23 protein-coding genes and 1 tRNA gene are annotated in these 22137 nt (G+C 71.2%); 7 read left to right on the top strand and 17 right to left on the bottom strand.

Annotation, left to right across the window (positions count from 1 at the left end):
* Positions 1-23: 23 nt before the first annotated feature.
* The 11 genes from TR42_RS12480 to TR42_RS15075 form a co-directional block, all read right to left on the bottom strand.
* The gene (locus TR42_RS12480; RefSeq protein WP_042216385.1) at positions 24-1037 is read right to left on the bottom strand and encodes an aldo/keto reductase; all 1014 of its coding nucleotides are present in this window, start codon (positions 1035-1037) and stop codon (positions 24-26) included.
* Between the two features lie 77 nt (positions 1038-1114).
* A complete protein-coding gene (locus TR42_RS12475) occupies positions 1115-2059 on the bottom strand; it encodes a DUF559 domain-containing protein (protein ID WP_042216382.1) in 945 nt (314 codons plus the stop codon).
* A 327-nt stretch (positions 2060-2386) separates the two neighbouring features.
* Positions 2387-4903, bottom strand: a complete 2517-nt coding sequence (locus TR42_RS12470) for an ATP-dependent Clp protease ATP-binding subunit (protein WP_042216380.1) — start codon at positions 4901-4903, stop codon at positions 2387-2389.
* Between the two features lie 250 nt (positions 4904-5153).
* Positions 5154-5579, bottom strand: coding sequence for a D-aminoacyl-tRNA deacylase (dtd, locus tag TR42_RS12465; protein ID WP_042216378.1), 426 nt, complete (start codon positions 5577-5579; stop codon positions 5154-5156).
* A gap of 7 nt (positions 5580-5586) precedes the next feature.
* On the bottom strand, positions 5587-5949 hold the full coding sequence (locus TR42_RS12460) for a DUF2516 family protein (protein WP_052406087.1): 363 nt from the start codon (positions 5947-5949) through the stop codon (positions 5587-5589).
* 90 nt (positions 5950-6039) lie between these two features.
* Positions 6040-7176 (bottom strand): CAF17-like 4Fe-4S cluster assembly/insertion protein YgfZ, encoded by a 1137-nt coding sequence (gene ygfZ, locus TR42_RS12455; protein WP_042216376.1) that lies wholly within the window; start codon positions 7174-7176, stop codon positions 6040-6042.
* A 25-nt stretch (positions 7177-7201) separates the two neighbouring features.
* The gene (locus TR42_RS12450; RefSeq protein ID WP_042216374.1) at positions 7202-7783 is read right to left on the bottom strand and encodes a heme-binding beta-barrel domain-containing protein; all 582 of its coding nucleotides are present in this window, start codon (positions 7781-7783) and stop codon (positions 7202-7204) included.
* Between the two features lie 170 nt (positions 7784-7953).
* On the bottom strand, positions 7954-8310 hold the full coding sequence (locus TR42_RS12445; RefSeq protein WP_042216372.1) for a DsrE family protein: 357 nt from the start codon (positions 8308-8310) through the stop codon (positions 7954-7956).
* A 1-nt stretch (position 8311) separates the two neighbouring features.
* The gene (locus TR42_RS12440) at positions 8312-8752 is read right to left on the bottom strand and encodes a DUF4395 domain-containing protein (protein WP_042216370.1); all 441 of its coding nucleotides are present in this window, start codon (positions 8750-8752) and stop codon (positions 8312-8314) included.
* A gap of 40 nt (positions 8753-8792) precedes the next feature.
* Positions 8793-9227 (bottom strand): thioredoxin family protein, encoded by a 435-nt coding sequence (locus TR42_RS12435; protein WP_042216368.1) that lies wholly within the window; start codon positions 9225-9227, stop codon positions 8793-8795.
* An 18-nt stretch (positions 9228-9245) separates the two neighbouring features.
* Positions 9246-9980, bottom strand: a complete 735-nt coding sequence (locus TR42_RS15075) for a hypothetical protein (protein WP_052406085.1) — start codon at positions 9978-9980, stop codon at positions 9246-9248.
* Between the two features lie 57 nt (positions 9981-10037).
* Here TR42_RS15075 and TR42_RS12420 point away from each other — a divergent pair, with 57 nt between their 5' ends.
* Positions 10038-10742, top strand: coding sequence for a response regulator transcription factor (locus TR42_RS12420; protein WP_042216366.1), 705 nt, complete (start codon positions 10038-10040; stop codon positions 10740-10742).
* A gap of 51 nt (positions 10743-10793) precedes the next feature.
* Entirely contained in the window at positions 10794-12146 is a 1353-nt protein-coding gene (gene nhaA, locus TR42_RS12415; protein ID WP_074789161.1) for a Na+/H+ antiporter NhaA, read from the top strand.
* Positions 12147-12170: 24 nt separating this feature from the next.
* Here the strand turns inward: nhaA and nth are convergent, their stop codons facing one another.
* Positions 12171-12872 (bottom strand): endonuclease III, encoded by a 702-nt coding sequence (gene nth / locus TR42_RS12410; protein WP_042216364.1) that lies wholly within the window; start codon positions 12870-12872, stop codon positions 12171-12173.
* A 94-nt stretch (positions 12873-12966) separates the two neighbouring features.
* Between nth and TR42_RS12405 the strand changes: the two genes are divergently transcribed.
* Together TR42_RS12405 and TR42_RS12400 are read left to right on the top strand one after the other, a co-directional pair.
* Positions 12967-13371, top strand: a complete 405-nt coding sequence (locus TR42_RS12405; protein ID WP_052406084.1) for a hypothetical protein — start codon at positions 12967-12969, stop codon at positions 13369-13371.
* Position 13372: 1 nt separating this feature from the next.
* Positions 13373-14065: a Crp/Fnr family transcriptional regulator gene (locus tag TR42_RS12400; protein ID WP_042216362.1), complete on the top strand. Its 693-nt coding sequence runs from the start codon at positions 13373-13375 to the stop codon at positions 14063-14065.
* 174 nt (positions 14066-14239) lie between these two features.
* On the opposite strand, the gene TR42_RS12395 is transcribed toward TR42_RS12400, so the two are convergent.
* On the bottom strand, positions 14240-14713 hold the full coding sequence (locus TR42_RS12395) for a RidA family protein (RefSeq protein ID WP_042216360.1): 474 nt from the start codon (positions 14711-14713) through the stop codon (positions 14240-14242).
* A gap of 2 nt (positions 14714-14715) precedes the next feature.
* A complete protein-coding gene (sp36, locus tag TR42_RS14875) occupies positions 14716-14874 on the bottom strand; it encodes a Sp36 family protein (protein WP_074789164.1) in 159 nt (52 codons plus the stop codon).
* A 74-nt stretch (positions 14875-14948) separates the two neighbouring features.
* On the opposite strand from sp36, the gene TR42_RS12390 reads away from it, so the two are divergent.
* The 3 genes from TR42_RS12390 to TR42_RS12380 all read left to right on the top strand — a co-directional run bounded on the left by TR42_RS12390 (position 14949) and on the right by TR42_RS12380 (position 18592).
* Positions 14949-17558 (top strand): penicillin-binding protein, encoded by a 2610-nt coding sequence (locus tag TR42_RS12390; protein ID WP_052406082.1) that lies wholly within the window; start codon positions 14949-14951, stop codon positions 17556-17558.
* A 4-nt stretch (positions 17559-17562) separates the two neighbouring features.
* Positions 17563-18462: a metallophosphoesterase gene (locus tag TR42_RS12385; RefSeq protein ID WP_042216358.1), complete on the top strand. Its 900-nt coding sequence runs from the start codon at positions 17563-17565 to the stop codon at positions 18460-18462.
* Between the two features lie 56 nt (positions 18463-18518).
* Positions 18519-18592 (top strand) — tRNA-Pro (locus TR42_RS12380).
* Between the two features lie 72 nt (positions 18593-18664).
* Here the strand turns inward: TR42_RS12380 and TR42_RS12375 are convergent.
* From TR42_RS12375 to TR42_RS12365, 3 genes are all read right to left on the bottom strand, one after another.
* Entirely contained in the window at positions 18665-19942 is a 1278-nt protein-coding gene (locus TR42_RS12375) for a sugar ABC transporter permease (RefSeq protein ID WP_236623441.1), read from the bottom strand.
* Positions 19939-20691 (bottom strand): ATP-binding cassette domain-containing protein, encoded by a 753-nt coding sequence (locus tag TR42_RS12370; RefSeq protein WP_042216356.1) that lies wholly within the window; start codon positions 20689-20691, stop codon positions 19939-19941. Before TR42_RS12370 ends, TR42_RS12375 begins: the two co-directional genes overlap by 4 nt.
* Before the next feature lie 93 nt (positions 20692-20784).
* A complete protein-coding gene (locus tag TR42_RS12365) occupies positions 20785-21894 on the bottom strand; it encodes a sugar ABC transporter substrate-binding protein (protein ID WP_042216355.1) in 1110 nt (369 codons plus the stop codon).
* Between the last annotated feature and the right edge of the window lie 243 nt (positions 21895-22137).

Genomic DNA, 22137 nt, shown 5'->3' with positions numbered 1-22137 from the left:
GTGAAGACGCGCCCGGAAGGCGGTCAGCCGAGGTAGGTGCCGTGCACCGCGTGGGCGTCGATCGCCTCGATCTCCTGATCCGTGAGGTCGGGGAAGGACAGCGCCGCGACGTTCGCCTCGAGCTGCGCCACCGAGCTCGCCCCGACCAGCGCCGAGGTCACGCGCCCGCGCCGCAGCACCCATTGGAGCGCGAGCTGCGCGAGGGTCTGCCCGCGACCGAGCGCGATCTCGTTGAGCGCGCGGGTGCGCTCGAGGTAGGTCTCGGTGAGCTGCTTCTCCGACAGGAACTGCGAGTGCGTGACGCGCGAGCCCTCGGGGACTCCGGAGAGGTACTTGTCCGAGAGCATCCCCTGCGCGAGCGGGGAGAACACGATCGACCCGACCCCCGCGTCGTCCAGCGCGTCGAGCAGGCCCTCCTCGGGGGTGCGCTCGTACATCGAGTACTTGAACTGGTGGATGAGCATCGGCGTGCCGAGATCCTCGAGGATCGCCGCGGCCTCGCGCGTGGCCTCGGGCCCGTAGTTCGAGACGCCGGCGTACAGCGCCTTGCCGGAGCGCACGGCCTGGTCGAGCGCCATCATCGACTCCTCGATGGGCGTGTCCGGGTCGGGACGGTGGTGGTAGAAGACGTCGACGTAGTCGAGCCCCATGCGCCGCAGCGAGGCGTCGAGGCTGCTGAGCAGGTACTTCCGCGAGCCCCACTCGCCGTACGGGCCCGGGTGCATGTAGTAGCCGGCCTTGGTGCTGATGATGATCTCGTCGCGGTACGGCATGAGGTCGCGGGCCAGGAAGCCGCCGAAGTTCTCCTCGGCGCTGCCGGGCGGCGGGCCGTAGTTGTTCGCGAGGTCGTAGTGCGCGATGCCCATGTCGAACGCCGCGAGCAGGATCTCGCGCTGGGTGTCGAGGGCGTGGAGGCCGCCGAAGTTGTGCCACAGCCCCAGGCTGATCGCCGGGAGGCGCAGCCCCGAGCGGCCGGAGCGGCGGTACTGCATGGAGTCGTAGCGGGCATCGTCGGCCACATACGGATCGTGAGTCATGCTCGCCAGCCTACGTCCCCTCCCAAGCAAGCGTTTACCTCCACCTTCGATGCACGATGCGCGTCAGAAACGTGCACCTATCGTCGAGATTGAGAGGAGGGCGCGTGGGCCAGCCGGTGCGCGATGATCCCCGTGATGGTCTCGCGGCACCACCGCGGCCGGTCGCGGAGGTCGCGGAACCCGAGGCGGACGGTCTGCCATCCCGCATGGGCGAGGTCCGCGTCGCGCTCGCGATCGGCTTCTCGTTGCTCGCGGGTCGAGTGATACGCGTCCCCGTCCAGCTCGATCACCACACGAGCGGCACGATGCAGCGCGTCCGCGTGGCGCCGCCTTCCCCTCACGTCGAGATCGACCTGCCATTCCAGGTCGGCGAAGGCCGCGCCGCGGAACACGTCGCGTTTCGCCATCACCTCGGTCGGCGAGGTGGCTCCCGCACGGAAGTCGCGGAGGATGCGGGCGAGGACCTGACGTTGGGCGACCCGGTGCCGAGCGGCTGCGGCGCGGTCGATTGCGTCCGTGGTGCAGATCCCCCGCCACAGGGCCTCGTAGAGTACGCCCGCACGGGCTCCGGTCTGCGCGCGGCACCACGCGTCGACCACCGCGTCCGCGGGCGCCATCACAGGGATGCGTCTGACCATGCGTCGGCGATCGGGCATACGCGTGAGCGTGACCTCGGCCCACGGCATGGCGAACGGCCGATGCGTCGTCGGTGCGCTGGCTGCCACGACCCGAGGCGCGGGGAACCGCGCATCGAGCAGGTGCAGCGCCGACTCACCCGCGATCACGGCTGCACCGCGGGCCCAGACGACCACGGCACGGCAGCGCGCCTCATGGTCGTCGAGGTGCCCGCGATGCACATAGATCCCCGCGAGCAGGCGGGCCACCCGTCCGTCGCGGAGCAGCCGATCGAGGCCGCGACGACCGATGAGCGCGATGGCGACGTCGCGTCGGACCACCCCGCCGCTCCGGGACAGCGCTCCGAGGAACTCGTCGAGCGCTGCCGCGCGTGCACCGTCTGCCATGCGAGCACGGTGCGCGCCGACGCGGGGCGCTGCGGGGCCGGTCGATCGCGTCGGTGGACGGATCCGAGCGTCACGGGTCCGTGCGCATCGCTGTTGACAGTGCGTGACTCGGCGGCCCGGGCACGCGCCGCTGGCAGGCCGCGACCCGCCGACGCGGCCGACCCCGCCGACCCCCTCGATATCGACGTTCGGTGCCCGTTCTGGCCGCGCATCGTGCACGGGACGTCGATGTCAACGCTTGCATGCCCGAGGGGGACAGGCAGAAGGCCCGGCCCCCGCGAACGGGAGCCGGGCCTTCGCCTCAGCGCTGCCTGGGAGGGGCGAGCGCTAGTCCTTCTGCGTGTTCGAGGCGACCTCGGGGTCCTCGACCGGCTCGCCCACGAGCTCGTCGCGGTCGATGCCCTCGAACGTGAACTCGCCGAGGATGCCCTCGCCCTCCGCGTCCACGCGGATGATCTGGCCCGAGGTGACCTCGCCGAAGAGGATCTTCTCCGACAGCGGGTCCTCGATCTCGCGCTGCAGCGCACGGCGCAGCGGTCGAGCGCCCAGGACCGGGTCGTAGCCCTTCTCCGCGAGCAGCTGCTTGGCCGCCGTGGTGAGCTCGATGCCCATGTCCTTGTCCTTCATGCGCTCGTCGAGACGGTCGACCATGAGGTCCACGATCTGGATGATCTCGTTCTGCGTGAGCTGCGGGAAGACCACCACGTTGTCGACGCGGTTGAGGAACTCCGGCTTGAAGTGCTCCTTGAGCTTGCCGTTGACCAGCTTCACCATGTCGTCGTACGTCTGGCCGCCCTCGACGATCGCCGAGAAGCCCGTCGCCTGACGACGCGAGATCGCGTCCGCACCGAGGTTGGTGGTCATGATGATGATGGTGTTCTTGAAGTTGACCTCGCGACCCTGCGCATCCGTCAGCTTGCCGTCCTCCAGGATCTGGAGCAGCGAGTTGAAGATGTCGGGGTGGGCCTTCTCGACCTCGTCGAACAGCACCACGGAGAACGGCTTGCGGCGCACCTTCTCGGTGAGCTGGCCGCCCTCCTCGAAGCCGACGTAGCCGGGGGGCGCACCGAAGAGGCGGGCCACCGTGTGCTTCTCGCCGTACTCGGACATGTCGAGCGAGATGAGCGAGTCCTCGTCGCCGAACAGGAACTCGGCGAGCGCCTTGGCGAGCTCGGTCTTACCCACACCGGTCGGGCCGGCGAAGATGAACGAGCCGCCGGGACGCTTGGGGTCCTTGAGGCCGGCACGCGTACGGCGGATCGACTGCGACAGGACCTTGATGGCCTGCTCCTGGCCGATGATGCGCTTGTGGAGCTCGGCCTCCATGTGGAGCAGACGCGAGGACTCGTCCGAGGACACGCGCGTGACGGGCACGCCGGTCGACATCGAGAGCACCTCGGCGATCAGGTCCTCGTCCACCACCGCGGCGACGTCGAGGTCGCCGGACTTCCAGGCCTCCTCCTTGCGCGAGCGCTCCTCGCTCAGGCGGCGCTCGACGTCGCGGAGCGACGCGGCCTTCTCGAAGTCCTGCTCGTCGATCGCGGACTCCTTGTCGCGGCGCACGCCCGCGATCTTGTCGTCCAGCTCCTTGAGCTCGGGCGGCGACGTCATGCGACGGATGCGCAGGCGCGCGCCCGCCTCGTCGATGAGGTCGATCGCCTTGTCCGGCAGGAAGCGGTCGGAGATGTAGCGGTCCGCCATGGTCGCGGCGGCCACGATCGCATCGTCCGTGATGGTGACGCGGTGGAACGCCTCGTAGCGGTCGCGGAGGCCCTTGAGGATCTCGATGGCGTGCGACAGCTCCGGCTCCGGCACCTGGATGGGCTGGAAGCGGCGCTCGAGCGCGGGGTCCTTCTCGACGTGCTTGCGGTACTCGTCGAGCGTGGTCGCGCCGATGGTCTGCAGCTCGCCGCGCGCGAGCATCGGCTTGAGGATCGAGGCCGCGTCGATCGCGCCCTCGGCCGCGCCGGCACCCACGAGCGTGTGGATCTCGTCGATGAACAGGATGATGTCGCCGCGGGTGCGGATCTCCTTGAGCACCTTCTTGAGGCGTTCCTCGAAGTCACCGCGGTAGCGGGAGCCCGCGACCAGCGAGCCGAGGTCGAGCGTGTAGAGGTGCTTGTCCTTGAGCGTCTCGGGCACGTCGCCGCGCACGATCGCCTGGGCGAGGCCCTCGACCACGGCGGTCTTGCCGACGCCGGGCTCGCCGATCAGCACCGGGTTGTTCTTGGTGCGGCGGCTCAGGACCTGCATCACGCGCTCCTGGATGAGCTCGCGGCCCACCACGGGGTCGAGCTTGCCCTCGCGCGCGGCCTGCGTGAAGTTGCGGCCGAACTGGTCGAGCACGGTGGAGCCGGCCGGGGTGCCCTCCTGGGGGCCGCCGCCGGAGGTGACGGGCTCCTTGCCCTCGTAGCCCGAGAGCAGCTGGATGACCTGCTGGCGCACGCCGCCGAGGTCCGCGCCCAGCTTGCCGAGCACCTGCGCGGCCACGCCCTCGCCCTCGCGGATGAGGCCCAGCAGGATGTGCTCGGTGCCGATGTAGTTGTGGCCCAGCTGCAGCGCCTCGCGCAGCGACAGCTCGAGGACCTTCTTCGCGCGCGGCGTGAAGGGGATGTGTCCCGACGGGGCGTGCGAGCCCTCGCCGATGATCTCCTGCACCTGCTCGCGGACGCCGTTGAGGGAGATGTCCATCGCCTCGAGGGCCTTCGCGGCCACGCCTTCGCCCTCGCGCACCAGGCCGAGCAGGATGTGCTCGGTGCCGATGTAGTTGTGGTTGAGCATGCGCGCCTCTTCCTGCGCGAGCACCACCACTCGACGGGCTCGATCGGTGAACCGTTCGAACATGTCTGCCTCCCTTGATTCGTCCGGCCGGGGCCGGGGTCGCGACGGTCGCCCACCGCGGGTGCTTCCAGGCTAACGGCGGGCCCCCGCGGGGCATGCCCGTGTTCGCCAGGGGCGTGAAGGGATTGCCAGGGGACGATGCGACGGTCGCCGAGGACGGCAGGCGCGGGCATGCCCGGATCGCGGAGGCGGCGACGGCGCGCCTCTCCGGGCGCGGGACCGTCGACCGCCCGGCATCGTCCCTCGTCTGGGGCTACGCCTCGAGCAGGATCGTGATGGGGCCGTCGTTGACCAGCTCGACGTCCATGTGCGCGCCGAAGACGCCGGTGCCCACGGTCAGCCCGCGCTCCCGGAGCGCCGCGACCACGGACTCGACCAGCGGCTCCGCGACGGGACCGGGGGCGGCGCCGTTCCACGACGGCCGGCGTCCCTTCCGGACGTCGGCGTAGAGGGTGAACTGCGACACGACGATCACGGGCGCGTCGACGTCCGACACGCTCTTCTCGTCGTCGAGGATCCGCAGCTCCGCGATCTTGCGTGCGATGGTCTGCACCTGCTCGGGCCCGTCGCCGTGGGTCACGCCCACGAGCGCGACGATGCCCTGGCGATCGAAGGACGCGGTGATGGCGCCGTCGACGGTCACCGACGCGCGCGAGGCGCGCTGGAGGACTGCCTTCACCCGCGGGTCACCAGCCGCCGCTGGAGCGGCCGCGCGACCCGCCCGACGAGCCGAAGCCTCCCGAGCCGAGCTTGGGCCGGACGTCCGCGAAGTAGATGGCCGCGGCGACGATCGCGGCGAGGCCGCCGAACCACAGCACCCCTCCGCCGTTCGCGCCGAGGATGTTGAGGAACGGCAGCGCCGGCATCGAGATGAAGGCGAGGGCCGTCGCGACGCCGAGGATGATGAGCCAGATGGTCTTCGACCACTTGCCCGCGGACGTGAAGGCGGCCTCGGGGCGGCGCGCCGCGTCGATGAGGCCCCACGCGCACGCGGCGAGCGTGGCGGCGGAGAGCGCCCACACCAGCAGGGACTGAAGCACGCCGAACATGGGGACCTCCGGAACAGGTGACGGGACGGGCACCTACGCTAACGCAGCCGGGGGTGGCACCAGTAGTCCCCGGCGCGCTCGCCGCATGGGTCAGCCGGGGAGGTCGCCGCCGTCGGCCGCGCAGCCCTTGCCCATGAGCAGCCCCTTCATGGTGGGGCCGGGCTTCGGCGGGCGGTCGGCCGAGAAGCCGTCCGCGTTGACGATGAGCTCCTGCGATGCGGCGACAGGTCCGCCGTCCGTGGGTACGGTGAGCGTGGCCGCCGGGTCGACGGAGCGCTTGAGCATCGCGAGCGCGATCGGACCGAGCTCGTGGTGGCGGGCGACGGAGGTGACGCGCCCGGCGACGGAGCCGTCGGGCATGTGCACCTCGGCGCCGGTCTCCGGGATGGAGTGGCCGGAGCCGTCGAGGTGGAGCATCGTGAGGCGTCGCGGCGGCCGACCCACGTTGTGGACCTTCGCGACCGTCTCCTGTCCGCGGTAGCAGCCCTTGTGGAGGTGCACCGCGGTGCGCAGCCAGTCGAGCTCGTGGGGCAGCGTCTTCTCGTCGACGTCGAGCGCCGCGCGGGGACGATGCGCCGCGATCCTCAGAGCCTCGGTCGCCCAGGTGCCCGCGAGGGTCCAGCCGGATGCGAGCCGCGCGTCGATCTCCGCGTCGAGCGAGGCGCGGGGCACGAGCACGAGGCGCCAGGCCCGCGGCGCCTCCGACGGCGCGGAGGGATCCGCGGCGTAGGTGGTGCCGCCCGCCGCGATGCCGGGCCACGGGTCCACCCAGGTGACCGGCTCGCCGTCCGCGGCGGGGGCCGCGATGGCCTCGCCGAGCGCGGCCCAGTCCTCGGACGCATCGTGCACCTCGACCCGGAGCATGAAGCGCATGCGGTCGAGGAACGCGGCGAGCGCGGGCGCGGTCTCGGAGATGAGCCACGCGGTCGCGCCGTCGTCGACCAGGCCCGCGACGTGCTCGATGCGGCCCTGCGGCGAGAGGATCATCAGCTCGGCCGACTCGCCGGGGGCGAGGCCGGCGACCTGCTGCGTGCACAGCGAGTCGAGCCAGGTGAGGCGGTCGGGTCCGGTGACGGTGACGATGCCCAGGTGGGACTGGTCGGAGACCGCGCGGCCCTGCTCGAGGGCGCGCTGCTCGGCGGTGGGGTCGCCGTAGTGCCAGGCGACGCCCGCATCGGGGCCGAGGCCCGCGACGGCGCCGTGACGGGTGAGGACGGGAGAGCTCATGGTCGGGGAACGCGCGGCGGGCGGTTCAGGATTCCGCGTCCGGGGCGACGGTCTCCGCGCCCTCGGGGACCCCGGGCCCGTCCACGCGGCTCAGACGCGCGCTTGCGTAGGACTGGAGCTCCTGGCCGAAGGCCGCGAGGTCCCACGCCCACATGAGCTCGCCGCTCACGTTGCCGTACATGCGGGTCGCGCCGCGCACGTCGGGCCCGGACTCGGTGGCCGCCGCGAAGCGGGTCGCCAGGTCGATGCGGCCGTTGCCGACCGCGCCGAAGTAGGCGGTGAGCAGGCCGGAGGCGTCCGCCAGGACCACCTCGAGCGGGTGCTGGAAGTCCTCGAGCTGCACGCCCTCCGGCGCGTTCGGCGCGACGCGCCAGAAGCCGGACTCCGTCGACCAGACCTGGCCCTCCTCCCCGTCGGGGCCCATGAGGGTGATGGTCGACGTGTAGGAGAGGTACGGGCCGCCGTCGTGGTCGAAGACGATGCGCTGGCGGAAGTCCGCGGCGTCGATGCCGGGGTAGTCCACGACGCCGTGGCCCTCCCAGGTGCCGACCACCCATGCGAGCGGGTACACCTCGGGAGCGAGGTCGGACGGGATGACGAAGGTCACCGCTTCGGTCCCTTGATGAGGCGGAAGGCGACGATGCCCGCGATCCACGCGGTGGCGGCGAACGCCGCGATGGCCAAGGCGATGAAGGTGACCTCGAGTGCAGTCATGCGCCGAGTCTATGACGGGACCGAGGTCCCGTTCCACGGCGCGCGGGCGGCGCCGCGCGGACCTCAGTAGACGAGCGCGGTGGCGTCCGGCGCGGTGGCCTCGGCGACGAAGGCCGCGGCGCCGGCGATGCGCGCGCCCTCGACCAGGTCGTCCTCGTCGATCTCGCGGCGGCGCGCGCACTGCGCGCACACCGTCACGGTCCCGGCGGCGAGCACCGCGTCGCGCAGCTGCGACAGGGGCGGCGAATGGGGGATCACCACGTCGTCGGTGCCCGGGAGGGCGTGGAACGTGGCGTCGCCGGTGAGCCACACGCTGACCTCGAGGCCCGACGCGGCCGCGGTCGCCGCGACGGTGAAGGCCTGCATGAGGGTCTCGGTGCGCTCGGTGCCGCACGTGACCTTGACGACGAGCGCGGGCATGTCAGACCGTCGCGCGGGTGGTGACGCGCTTGAACAGGAGGTAGATCTCGCAGCCCAGGCACAGGTCGAAGACGCTGTTGAGGAAGGATGCGAAGGTCACGAAGCCGGTGAAGAGGAAGAAGCCGGGGTCCCAGCCGAGCAGGCCCGAGGCCACCGCCAGCGTCGAGAAGGTCAGGCCCATCTGCTGCGCGAAGCGCGGGGGCCGGAAGGACTCGGTCTCGGCAGGCGGGGCGAGGCGCGGACGCACCGCCGTGCGGAAGATCCAGCCCTGGACGGTCGCCTGGGGGCCGATGATCGCACCGGGGATGAAGAGCGCGAGCAGCACCGCCATGATGACGACGCCGCCGACGTTGGCGCCGACGAGCAGCGCGGAGACGGAGAACGCGAGCTGGAAGAACGCGCTGAAGCGCGGTCCGCGCGGGTCGATCTGGATGTCGTTCATGTTGTCCCTCCTGGGGCGGAGTCTAGGCGTGGGGGCCGCGTCAGATCGAGTAGTCGGTGCCGGTCCGCGGCACGCCGGCGAGCGCCTCGCGGGCCTGCTGCTCGGACGGGGCGCCGGAGATGCGCGACACCACCACGCCGTCGCCGTCGAGCACGAGGATGGTGGGGGTGCGCATGATCTCGAGCTCGCGCGCGAGGTCGAGCCGCTCCGCCGCATCGATCTCGATGTGCGCGACGCGCGGGTCCTCGGCGGCGATGCGGCCCAGGAGCGCCGCGGTGGGAGGGCACTTCGCGCACATCGGCGTCGAGAACTGCACGAAGGTCGCGTGGTACCCGCGCTGCGCGCCGAGCGTCGTGGAGGACAGGGCGCCCGCCCGCTCGACCTCGCGCACCATGCCCTGGCGACGCTTCCACCAGAGCGCGGCGACGGTGGCGACCGCGAGGATCGCGGCGACGATGAGGACTCGGGTGAGCATGTTCTCCCTTGCGTGGGTTCAGCCGACGAGCAGGCGCCCGCCGACGTAGACGAGCACTCCGGCGGACAGAACGGGCGCGAGGGCCGAGGACATTCCCGGCAGCCAGCCTTTGGCGCGCGGCTCGCGCCGCATGAGCTCCTGAAGGAGCGTGACGATGACTCCGCACAGGAGGCCGATGCCGGCGCCCGCGTACCAGGGCAGCTCGGGCAGCACCATCCCGACGGCGAAGCCCGACGCGGTCGCGAGCACGAGAGCGAGGATCGAGTTCACCTGCGGGCTCCTCGTCACGACGTTCGTGATGGCGGCCACCGCCAGAGCGGTGCCGCCGGCGACCACGAGGTCCTCGGCGCCGTGGGTCCGCGAGGCGGCGACCCAGGCCGCGCCCGAGCCGACGACGATCGCGCCGGCGCAGGTCGCCGCGACCGACGTGACGGCGCGGCCGCGCGAGCTCGGCAGGAACACCTCGGCCACGAGCGCCGCGATCACCATGAGGGCCACCGCGATCACCATGTGCCGCAGGTGAGGGGCGGAGCGCCCGAGCACCACCGCGACCACGGCGAGCCCGCCGCCGACCGCGAGGATCACGGAGGCGGAGCGGCGGCGCGAGGCGCGCAGCAGCGCCGGCCACCCGAGCGCGAGGACCACGATCATCACCAGCACCGTCACCGCCAGATACCTGGTGCCCAGGAATCCGCCCGCGGCGATGAACGCCGCGGCAGCGGCGCTGATGGTCGCCCTGGTGGTGGGAAGCATGGGCGTTAGTGTCTCAGACACTTGCGCCGCTAGAGTGAACCGCAATCGGAGGTGGCGATGGCAGACCTGCTCGTGCTCACACCGTCAGGAGACGGTGCGGCGGACGTGTTGCCTGCGCTCGCGCTCCTGTCGCATCGGACCCGGGTGGTGGCCCCTGAGCCGTCGGCCATGCTCGACGCCATGGACGCCGACGTCCTCGTGGTCGACGCCCGCACGGACCTGGTGGAGGCGCGCAACAACTGCAACCTCATCCAGGTGACGGGCGTGGCCGTGCCGCTGCTGCTGGTCCTGCGCGAGGGCGGCATGTCGATCGTCAACGCCGACTGGGGCGCCGCGGACGTGGTCCTCGCGGAGGCGTCGCCCGCCGAGGTCGAGGCGCGGATCCGCCTGCTCATCGGTCGCGCGAACGCCGCCGACCCGCTCGACCGCGTCGCCGAGTTCTCCTCGGGAGACCTCACGGTCGACGTGGGCGGCTACACGGCACGGCTCAAGGGCGTGCCGCTCGACCTCACCTACAAGGAGTTCGAGCTCCTCAAGTACCTCATGCAGCACCCGGGCCGCGTCTACACACGCGACCAGCTGCTCCAGGAGGTCTGGGGCTTCGACTACTACGGCGGCACGCGCACGGTCGACGTCCACGTCCGGCGCCTGCGCGCGAAGCTGGGCGCCGAGCACGAGCAGCTCATCGGCACCGTCCGCAACGTCGGCTACCGCTTCGACCCGCCGCAGCCGCAGCGCACGGGAGCGTCCGAGACCGTCTAGGGCGCGCCGATAGGATTGTCGCGTTCCCGACGATCCACCCACAGGAGCACCATGACGTCCCGCACGCCCGCCCGACTCTTCTCGCGCCTCACGCCGTCGACCGAGCGCACGCTCGCCGATGTGCTGCGCACGGAGCGGGCCGGCGGCATCCTGCTGCTCATCGGCACGGCCGCCGCTCTCATCTTCGCGAACTCCCCGCTGAGCGACGCGTACACGCACCTCAGCGAGATCACGATCGGGCCGCACGCGCTGCACCTCGATCTCACCGTCGCGGACTGGGCGAAGGACGGGCTCCTCGCGATCTTCTTCTTCGTCATCGGGCTCGAGCTCAAGCGTGAGATCGTCGCGGGCGAGCTGCGCAAGCCGGCCACCGCGGTGGTGCCCATCGTCGCCGCCATCGGCGGCATGGCGGTGCCCGCGCTGCTGTACGTGGGCGTCAACACGTTCTTCGACGGCGGCTCGCTGGACGGCTGGGCCGTCCCCACCGCCACCGACATCGCGTTCGCTATCGCCGTGCTCGCCGTCGTGGGCAAGTGGCTGCCGAACGCGCTGCGCGCGTTCCTCCTCACGCTCGCGGTGGTCGACGACCTGCTCGCGATCATCATCATCGCCGTCTTCTTCTCGAACGACCTCCACTTCGAGTGGCTCGGCGCCTCGCTCGCCTGCATCGTGATCTTCGGCCTGCTGCTGCGCAAGGGCTGGAACAGCCCGTGGCTGCTCTTCCCGATCGCGTTCGCGTCGTGGGCCCTCATGCACGCCTCGGGCGTCCACGCCACGATCGCCGGCGTCGCGCTCGGCCTCATGGTCCCCGCGGTCGCACGCAAGGGCGAGCGCACCTCGCTCGCCGAGCACTGGGAGCACGTGTGGCGCCCCGTCTCGGCCGCCGTGGCGGTGCCGGTCTTCGCGTTCTTCGCGGCGGGTGTGGCGATCGACGCGGAGGCCCTCTCCACGGTCGCGGGCGACCCGGTCGCGCACGGCGTCATCGCGGGTCTGGTGATCGGCAAGCCGCTGGGCATCGTGCTCGCGACGTGGCTGGTCGCGACCTTCACCAACGCGAAGCTCGACCGCGGGCTGTCGTGGCTCGACGTCACCGGCATGGGCATGCTCGCGGGCATCGGCTTCACCGTGTCCCTGCTCATCGGAGAGCTCGCGTTCACCGACCCGGACCGGGTCGAGGCGGTCAAGCTCGCGGTGCTCTTCGCCTCGGTGCTGTCCGCGGTGCTCGGCGCGGCGCTGCTGTTCTTCCGCGACCGCTTCTACCGCAAGCTCTACGAGCGCCGCTCGACCCCCGTGCCGCTGCCGTCCAACCGCATGGCGAAGCCGCACGACCTCGCGAAGTCCGTGGGCGTCGACCCCGACGAGGTCGGCGTCGAGGAGGGCGGCGAGGAGACGAGCCCCCACTAGGCCCGGCGAGCGCCCGGCTCGCGCTCAGGCGGAGGGACGCACCTTCGCGCCTGGCGCGGTCGGGCACAGCGCCGCGATCTCGCAGTTGCCGCAGTCGGGCTTGCGCGCCATGCAGCGGCGCCGGCCGTGGAAGATCACGCGGTGCGACCACAAGGTCCACTCGCGTCGCTCGATGAGCGCCATGAGGTCGCGCTCGACCACCACGGGGTCCTCGTTCACGGTGAGGCCCAGGCGGCGCGCGAGCCTGCCCATGTGCGTGTCGACCGTGATCCCCGGGACGTCGAAGGCGTTGCCGAGCACCACGTTCGCCGTCTTGCGCCCCACGCCGCGCAGGGTCACGAGGTCGCGCTGGCGTCCCGGCACCTCTCCGCCGAAGCGCTCGACGAGGTCGCGGCTGAGCCCGAGCAGCGACTCGGCCTTGGCGCGGTAGAAGCCCGTGGGGCGGATGAGCTCCTCGAGCTCGACGCGGTCGGCGGAGGCCAACGAGGCGGCGTCGGGATAGCGCGCGAACAGCGCGGGGGTGACCTGGTTGACGCGCACGTCGGTGCACTGCGCGCTCAGCACGGTGGCGACCAGGAGCTCGAAGGCGTCGCGATGATCGAGCTCGCAGTGCGCGTCCGGATAGACCTCGGCGAGGGCCCGGTTGACGGCCCGCGCGCGCCGCACCAGGGCGACCGGCGGGGTCTCCTGGGCGGACGATGCGACGGTCAGCGGGGTGCGGGACATGCGGCCAGGGTAGACCGCTCAAGCCCGCTCCCCGGTGCGCCGATAGACCGGTGTACGGCCGCGTGCGGCGCATCACAGGACGACGGAGGTGGGAGTGGCCACAACGATCCTCGCGACCGAGATCGCCGATCTCCGTCAGCAGCGCCGTGACACCCGCAGGGAGCTCGCGCGGGTCCGATGGTGGCGCCGCCTCGTGCGCGCGCGCCGGGACCTGGCGGTCGCCTTCATCGCGGATCCCATCGGGGCAGGCTCGGCGGGTCTCGACCTCTCGTGGGAGGCGCTCGCGGCCGGTGCGCCGACGTCCTCCGAGCTCGCGGACGCGGTCTGGCCCGAGGCCGAGGCATCGTCCGTCGCGGCCCTCGAATCGCTCGACGATCTCGACACGCGGCTCGCGGCATATGAGGCTCGGGTGGTCGCCACCCTTGATAGTGTGACGGGCCAGATGGTGCGCGCGATGGCTCGCGCGCATACCGTCGAGACGGAGGAAGAGGAGGCCTGACATGCCCGATGCGGCACGCGAGGAGCAGCTGCTCCGGTCGTCGCCGCTTTTCGGTGGCATGGACGGGTCCACGGCGCGCTCGCTGATCGGCCAGATGGACCGCAAGGAGCTCTCCCGAGGCGACACGATCTTCGCCGAGGGCGACGACGGTCACGCGCTGTACATCGTGGTCAAGGGCAAGGTGAAGCTCGCCCGCACGGCCCGCGACGGCCGCGAGAACCTGCTCGCGCTGCTCGGCGCGGGGGACATGCTCGGCGAGCTGTCGGTCTTCGACCCGGGCCCGCGCATGTCGCGCGCCCACGCGGTCGAGGACACGGTGGTCTACGAGCTTCCCAAGCACGTGCTCGACACCTGGCTCGACGACCACCTCGAGATGTCCCGGCACATGCTGCGCGCCCTCGCGCAGCGCGTGCGCCGGCAGTCGAACACCATGGCCGACCTGGTGTTCTCGGACGTGCCCGGCCGTGTCGCCAAGGCGATCCTCGACCTGGGCCACCGCTTCGGCCGCATGGAGCGCGGCCACGTCACCGTCCGCCACGGCCTCACCCAGGAGGAGCTCGCGCAGCTCGTGGGCGCGTCGCGCGAGACCGTGAACAAGGCGCTCGCCGACTTCGCGTCGCGCGGCTGGATCGACGTCCACATCGGCGCCGTCGAGGTCTACGAGCCCGAGCGCCTGCGCGCACGCTCCCGCTGACCCGGTCCCGCCCCGTCCCCTCCCGTCCTGACGGTAAGGACGGATCTCGCGGCGGCGCGCCGTGCTCGCCCGCCGATTCGCGACGACACGCCCGCGAACCGGGACAAGGTCCGTTCGGAGTGTCACGGGTGGGGGGACGATGCGCACCCGGGTCGGGCACGCATCGTCCGCCGGTCAGAGGGTGCGCAGGGCGACCGTGATCTCCACCTCGACGGGCGCGCCGAGCGGCAGCGCGGCCACGCCCACGGCGGAGCGGGCGTGGCGGCCGGCCTCGCCGAAGACCTCGACCATGAGGCTCGACGCGCCGTTGATGACGGCCGGCTGCGCGGTGAAGCCCGGAGCCGAGGCGACGAAGCCGGTGATCTTCACCACGGACTCGATGTTGTCGAGGCCGCCGGCCGCCTGAGCGACCGCGGCGAGGGCGTTGAGCGCGCACTGGCGCGCGCACTCGGTGGCGCGCTCCGGCGTGACGTCGCCCGCGCGCTGCCCGACGAGCCCGACCGCGAGCAGATCGCCGTCGACCAGCGGCAGCTGACCCGAGGTGTGCACGAGGTCGCCGTGCCGACAGGCAGGCACGTAGGTGCCCACGGGCGTCGCGACCTCGGGCAGGCTGAGCCCGAGCGCCTCGAGGCGCTGCGTGGCCGACACCTCTACTTCTCCCCGGTGGGGCGCTTGAGGTAGGCGACGAGGCCACCCGTCGGGCCTGTCACGACCTGCACGAGCTCCCAGCCGTCCTCGCCCCACTGGTCGAGGATCTGCTTGGTCACGTGGTCGATGAGCGGAACGGTGGCGTACTCCCAGGTGGTCATGGTCCCGAGCCTAGCCCCGCGCCGCAGGAGGGGGCTGACCCGACCTCTCAGAACCCTCGCTTACCCTTGTACCCATGTCTCGGTCCCATCCGCGCCCCCGCACCAAGGTGACGTTCGTCCAGCTGCTCACCGCGCTGTCGCTGTTCGTCGCCCTGTCGATCATGGGCGGATTCCTCGTCGCAGGGCTCGCACTGCCTGCGGTGACGGTCGCGGGCAACGCCGCGAGCGGGTCGGCCGAGCTGTTCGAGGAGCTCCCCGAGGAGCTCGCCGCGGTGAGCCTCCCGCAGCAGTCGAACATCTACGACCGCACGGGCAAGCACCTGCTCGCGACGTTCTACGAGCAGAACCGCGTGGTGGTGCCGCTCGAGGAGATCTCGCCGTGGCTCCAGAACGCGGTGGTCTCGATCGAGGACAAGCGCTTCTGGCTCCACCACGGCGTCGACGGCGAGGGCCTGCTCCGCGCGGCCTACGTCAACCTCACCTCCCCGGACTCTCCCGGCGCGTCGACGCTGACGCAGCAGCTGGTGAAGAACACGCTGCTCCAGAAGGCGATCCTCTCCGAGGACGACGACGCTCTGGCCGCGGCGACCGAGGTCTCGATGACCCGCAAGATCCGTGAGTGGCGCCTCGCGCTCGCGCTCGAGGAGAACCTCGACCGCGAGTACGGCACCGAGTGCGACCCGGACGACCCGAAGGTGGACTGCGGCAAGGAGCAGGTGCTCGAGCAGTACCTCAACATCGCGCAGTTCGGTGCGAACACCTACGGCGTCGAGGCCGCCGCGCAGCTCTACTTCTCGAAGTCCGCCGCGGACCTCAACGCGATCGAGGCGGCGACCATCGCGGGCATCACGCAGAACCCCTCGAAGTGGGACCCGATCCGCTACCCCGAGAACGCCAAGGCCCGCCGCGACACGGTGCTCTACCAGATGTACCTGCAGGACTGGCTGACGGAGGCGGAGTACGACGAGTACTCGACCATCCCGGTCGAGCAGACGCTCGACGTCTCGAACCCGAAGTTCTCGTGCGTCGCGGCCCAGGACGCCCCGTTCTTCTGCGACTACGTCACCAAGATCATCCGCAAGGACGACGTCTTCAACCAGGAGGGCGCCGAGCTCACGGGCGCGGAGCTGCTCAGCCTCGGTGGCCTCGACGTGGTGACCACGCTCGACCTCGACAAGCAGAAGGCCGCGAACGCCGCGCTCGAGGAGGCGCTGCCGGCGGACGACCCGTCGGGCTGGGCCATGGCGCTCGTGTCGCTCGACCCGGACAGCGGCGAGATCCTCGCGATGTCGCAGAACCGCGAGTTCGACCCCTCCGAGGAGGGCGGGGTGGGCACCACCGCCATCAACTACGCGGTCGACTACGAGTGGGGAGGATCGTCCGGGTTCTCGCCTGGATCGACCTTCAAGCCGGTGATCCTCACCAACTGGCTCCAGAGCGGGCACTCCCTCAACGAGACCGTGGACGGCTCCAAGCAGAAGTACGACCCGTACTCGTGGAACGCCTCGTGCCTCGACGGCCCGGCGACCCTGCAGTGGTGGGAGCCCGGCAACGTCGAGGGCGCTCGCCAGTACCAGCAGACCGTGCTGTTCGCGACTGCGAACTCCGTCAACACCGCGTACGTCAACATGACCAACAAGCTCGACCTGTGCGAGATCCGCGACACCGCCGAGCTCCTGGGCTTCCACCGCGCGGACGGCAAGGACTTCGAGGTCAACCCGACCATCGCGCTCGGCACGCAGAACGCCTCGCCGCTCACCATGGCGCAGGTGGCGCAGGTCTTCGCGAACGAGGGCGTGCGCTGCGACCCGATCGCGATCCTCTCGGTGACCGACGCGAACGGCAAGTCGCTCGCGGTCCCGCCGCAGAGCTGCGAGCGCGTGATCGACAAGGAGATCGCCGACGGCGTCGCGTACGCGATGCAGGAGGTCATGAAGAACGGCTCCGGTCGTTACGTCAACCTCGCCGACGGCCGCCCGGCCGCCGGAAAGACCGGTACCGCGCAGAAGAACGCCCACACCTGGTTCATGGGCTACACGCCCAACCTGGTGGCGACGGTGTGGCTGGGCAACCCGGACTACGACGAGTCGGGTCAGGGCATCGTCCTCAACGGCGTGCCGTGGGCGAACCTCTACGGCTCCTCCGTGGCCGCGCCGACGTGGAAGGCGTACATGGACCAGGCGGTCGTGGACCTGCCGGTCGAGAGCTTCGACGACCCGACCAGCGACATCCTGTACGGCAAGCCCGTCCCGGTGCCGTCGATCATCGGCAGGACCGAGGAGGAGGCCGCGTCGATCGTGTCGGCGGCGGGCTTCAAGCTCGCGAGCAGCGGCTCGACCATCTACTCGACGCAGTACGCGCCGGGCACGATCGTCGCGCAGTCGCCGAGCGCGTACTACAAGTCGCTCCCCGGCACCACGGTGAGCTACTCGATCGCGACCGACCAGCTGCCCTCGTGGTACACCAAGTGGCCCAAGAACTGGGACCCGACCGTCGCCCCCGACGACTGGTGGGGCAGCTCGTGGCCGCCGGCCGAGTTCTCGACCAACCCGCCCGCGGGCTGGCCCGCCGCGGACACCGCCGACGACTCCACGGACGCGAACACCGACAACAACGGCAGCAACAACAACGACGGCAACAACAGCAACAACAACAACCGCAACAACGGCCGGAACGGGGGCTGACCCGGTGAGGCGCATCGTCGGGGGTCTCGCGGCCGTGGCCGCGGCGGGTCTCGCGTGGGGCCTCGCCGAGGCGCAGGCCTTCACCGTGCGCCGCCACGAGGTGCCGGTGCTGCCGGCGGGCAGCCGGCCGGTGCGCGTGCTGCACCTGTCGGACCTGCACCTCACGCCGGGCCAGCGGCGCAAGGTGGCCTGGGTGCGAGCCCTCGCCTCCGAGCAGATCGACGCCGTCGTCACCACGGGCGACAACCTCGCCCACCCCGACGCGGTGCCGACCGCGCTCGAGGCGCTCGAGCCGTTCCTGGGCCTGCCGGGCGCGTTCGTCTTCGGGTCGAACGACTATCACGGCCCGCTGCCCAAGAACCCGCTCGACTACTTCGGCGGGCCGTCGCGGCTGCGCCCGAAGCAGGAGGAGCTGCCGACGGAGGACCTGCGCGCGGGTCTGACCGCCGGCGGCTGGGTCGACCTCAACAACGCGCGCGGCTCGCTCGCGGCCGCGGGGGCCGTCCTCGACCTCGTCGGGGTCGACGACCCGCACATCGGCCTCGACCGGATGCCGGAGCCCGCGCCGCTCGTCGACGGCGCGTCCCTGCGCATCGGCGTCGCGCATGCCCCGTACCGGCGCGTGCTCGACGAGATGGCGGCCGACGGCGCGGAGCTCATCCTCGCCGGGCACACGCACGGCGGACAGGTCTGCGTGCCGTTCTACGGCGCGCTGGTCACCAACTGCGACCTCGACACGAGCCGCGCGAGCGGGCTCCACGGGTGGCCGGGCGTGCGTCCCGACTCCGGCGGCAAGGGCGCGTACGTCCACGTCTCGGCCGGTCTCGGGACGTCGCCCTACGCGCCGTACCGCATCGCATGCCGACCCGAGGCGACCATCCTCACGCTCGTGCCGGAGGCGTGACGGGGCCGATTTCGTGTTTCGGTGCCGAGTCCGATATTCTTAGCGGGCTCAAAAAACGGGGTGTGGCGCAGCTTGGTAGCGCGCGTCGTTCGGGACGACGAGGTCGCAGGTTCAAATCCTGTCACCCCGACGCTTGAGAGAAGGGCCGGATCCGCATGGATCCGGCCCTTCCTGCTTCCCCCGGCGGGGACGATGCCCCGCGTCAGACGCCTATGGCGCCGGACCTCTTGCGCGCCAGCGCGTCCACGGTCGCCGCGAGCACCAGCACGCCGCCGGAGACGGCGAGGTTGGCGCCGGCGGAGAAGCCCAGCAGGCCCAGGCCGTTGGTGATGACCGCGATCACGGTTGCGCCGATCATCGCGTGCACCAGCCGCCCGCGGCCGCCGAAGAGACTCACGCCTCCGACCACGGCCGCCGCGACGCCGGAGAGCACGATCTCCCTTCCGGTCGACGCATCGGCTGAGCCGACGCGGGACACGAAGAAGAAGCCCGCGACCACCGCGAGCATCGAGCACACGACGAACGCGGACCACTTCACCAGCGGCACGTTCACGCCCGCGCGTCGCGCCGCCTCGGCGTTGCCGCCGATCGCGTAGATGTAGCGGCCGAAGCGCGTGCGGTCGAGCACGAAGGTGCCCACCATGAGGATCGCGAGCACGACGGGCACCACGATGGGCACGCCCTCGAGCGTCCGCACCGCCGTGCCGCGGTTCTGGTTGAGGTAGAACACGAGCGCGGCGCCGAGCACCGCGACGACCCCGAGCTTCGCGAGCACGATGCTGAGGGGCGCGTTCGGGGCGCCGGACGATGCGCGGCGCAGCCGGTCCGTGAGCGCGACCGCGAGGAGGATCCCGAGCACCACCGCGAGCATCGTCCATCCCGCCCAGGGCGGCAGGTTCCGGTTCTGCACGGCCTTGATCGGCTCGGGGATGAGCCGGTACGTCCCGCCCGCGCCGATGATGACGAGCATGACGCCCTGGAGCCCGAGGAAGAGCCCCAGCGACACCACGAAGGACGGGACGCCGATCTTGGCGACGAAGAAGCCGATGGTCCCGCCCACCGCGACGCCGATGCCGAGCGCGACGAGCACCGCGAGCGGCCATGGCATCCCGCCCGGCTGCGTGATCTTGACGAACACCCCCATCGCGACGCCGAAGGTCACGCCGGCGGACAGGTCGATCTCCCCGAGCAGAAGCACGAACACGAGCGCCATGCCCAGCGTGACGAGCGGCGCGGCCTGGGTGAAGAGGTTCGCGATGTTGCGCTCGGTGAGGAACAGCGGGTTCGCGGCCGCGAAGATCGCGACGAGGACCACGAGGCCCGCGACCGCGGGCAGCGGCCCCATGTCGCCGCCGCGGACGCGGCGCAGGTACGCCGAGACGGCCTCGCGGACTCCGCCGTGCTCGCCCTTGCCCAGCAGGCTGGGAGCGTCGGCGTCGACCTCGAGCGCGGGCTCGTCCTGCTCGATCTCGGTGCTCACGCCTCGACCTCCGTCATGGTCTTGGTGCCGGTGATGTAGCCGACGACGTCGTCGCGGCTCGTGTCCTTCGCCTCGAGCCGGGCGGTCATGGTCCCGAGGTAGAGCACGCTGATGTCGTCCGCGACCGCGAAGACGTCCTGGAGGTTGTGGGAGATGATGATGACCGCGACCCCCGAGTCCGCGAGGCGCCTCACCAGCTCGAGCACCTGCGCGGTCTGCGCGACGCCCAGCGCCGCGGTCGGCTCGTCGAGGATCACCACCTTGGCCTTCTTCACCACCGACCTCGCGATCGCGACCGTCTGACGCTGGCCTCCCGAGAGCGACGCCACCTTCTGGCGCAGCGACTTCACGGTCCTCACGGAGAGCGTCTGCAGGGCACGGGCGGCCTCGGCCTCCATCTGCCCCTCGTCGAACGTCCCCAGCGCGAGCTCCTCGCGTCCGAGGAACATGTTCTGGACGATGTCGAGGTTGTCGCACAGCGCGAGGTCCTGGTACACGACCTCGATCCCGAGCCGGGACGCCTCGCGCGGATGGTGGAGGGACACGGGCTCGCCCTCGAACAGCACCGTGCCGCCGTCGTACGGCTGGACCCCGGCGAGGCCCTTGATCAGCGTGGACTTGCCCGCGCCGTTGTCGCCCACGAGCGCGGTGACGCGGCCCGCGTGGGCGACGAGGTCGACGCCCTTGAGGACCTCGACCGGTCCGAAGCTCTTGGTGACTCCCTGCAGCTCGACGATCGGCTGTGTCATCGGTTCCTCCCGGGTCCGGATGCTGGTGAAGGATGCGAGCGGGGGAGGGTCCCGCATCGTGCGATGCGGAACCCTCCCTCGCGTCGGCGGCGCCTAGGAGGCGGGCTGGAGCCCCACCTCGTCGCAGGCCGCCAGGACGTCGCCCGTGCAGATCTCGTCGTACGAGGCGTTCCCGTCGTCGATCACCTGCTGGACGTCCTCGGGTCCCACGAGGATGGGCGTCTCGGCGAAGAACGGCGTGCCGTCGTCGAGGGACGTCGGAGCCTCCGGCGCCTCGCCGCCCAGCAGCGCGACCGCCAGCTCCGCCGCGGTGGCGGCCTCGAGCTGGTAGGGCTTGTAGACCGTCGCGGCCTGCTTGCCCAGCAGCACGTTCTGGAGACCCGCCACGGAGGCGTCCTGGCCCGACACCGGCACGGTGAGCCCGTTCTTGTCGAGCACCGTGATGACGCCGGCGGCGTTGGTGTCGTTCGCGGCCCAGACCGCGTCGACCTTGCCGCCGAGGTCGGTGAGCGCCTGCTCGAACTGCGTGGCCGAGTACTCGCCGTCCCACTTGCCTGCGGGCTCGGCGGCCGGCTCGATGCCCGCGGCCTCCATCACCGAGACCGCGCCGTCGTGGAACATCGCGGCGTTGCCGTCCGCGGGGTCGCCGCCGATGTAGACGACGACCGCCTCGGCCGGGTCGACCCCGTTGGCCTCGAGCCCGTCGACCACGGACTGGCCCTCGAGCTCGCCGACCTGGAAGTTGTCGAAGGACACGTAGTAGTCGGCGCCCGCGATCGGGCGGTCGTATGCGATGACGGGGATGCCCTGCGCCTGCGCGTTCTCGGTGATGGTCACGGCGGCGCCGTTGTAGTCGACCAGGATCATCACGCCGCAGCCCTGGGTGAGCATCTGGTCCGCGATGGTCGAGTACTTGGCCGTGTCGCCCTGGGCGTTCTGGATGTCCGCCTCGAAGCCGGCGGCGGTGATCGCCTCGTCGAGCGCGGGGCGGTCGCCGTTCTCCCATCGGGGGGACGATGCCGCGTCGGGCAGGATGATGCAGGCGCGGCCGCCTTCCGCCATCATCGCGCCGTCGTCGCTCGAGCCGGCGCTGGAGCCGCCGCTCGAGCCGTCGTCGGAGCCGGAGTCGCTGGAGCAACCGGCGAGGACGAGCGCCGAGGCGGCGAGCAGCGCCCCGGTCGAGATCAGAGAGGACTTCTTCACGTCGTTTCCCTTCCCCTGGAGGGGCCTCATCGCCCCTGCCGACGCCCTCGACGTTGAGATGGCGCCTCGCTCACCATAGGTCCGACATATCGGCATGAAACAGACGCTCCGGTCACGTTTCGATAACGTTGTCGTACCTGGTCAGGTGGCAAATAGGGGCGGGCGCGGCGAGTGCATCGATGTAGAACGCACGGCCCTCGTGGCGCGTCTCTTCGCCGCCCTCGGCGGGCTTCCCCGCATCGT

Origin of the sequence: Demequina mangrovi (assembly GCF_000759715.1) — a bacterium.
Taxonomy (GTDB): Bacteria; Actinomycetota; Actinomycetes; order Actinomycetales; family Demequinaceae; genus Demequina; species Demequina mangrovi.
Note: the sequence above shows the minus strand (reverse complement) of the source record. Positions and strands in the feature narration are given on the sequence as shown.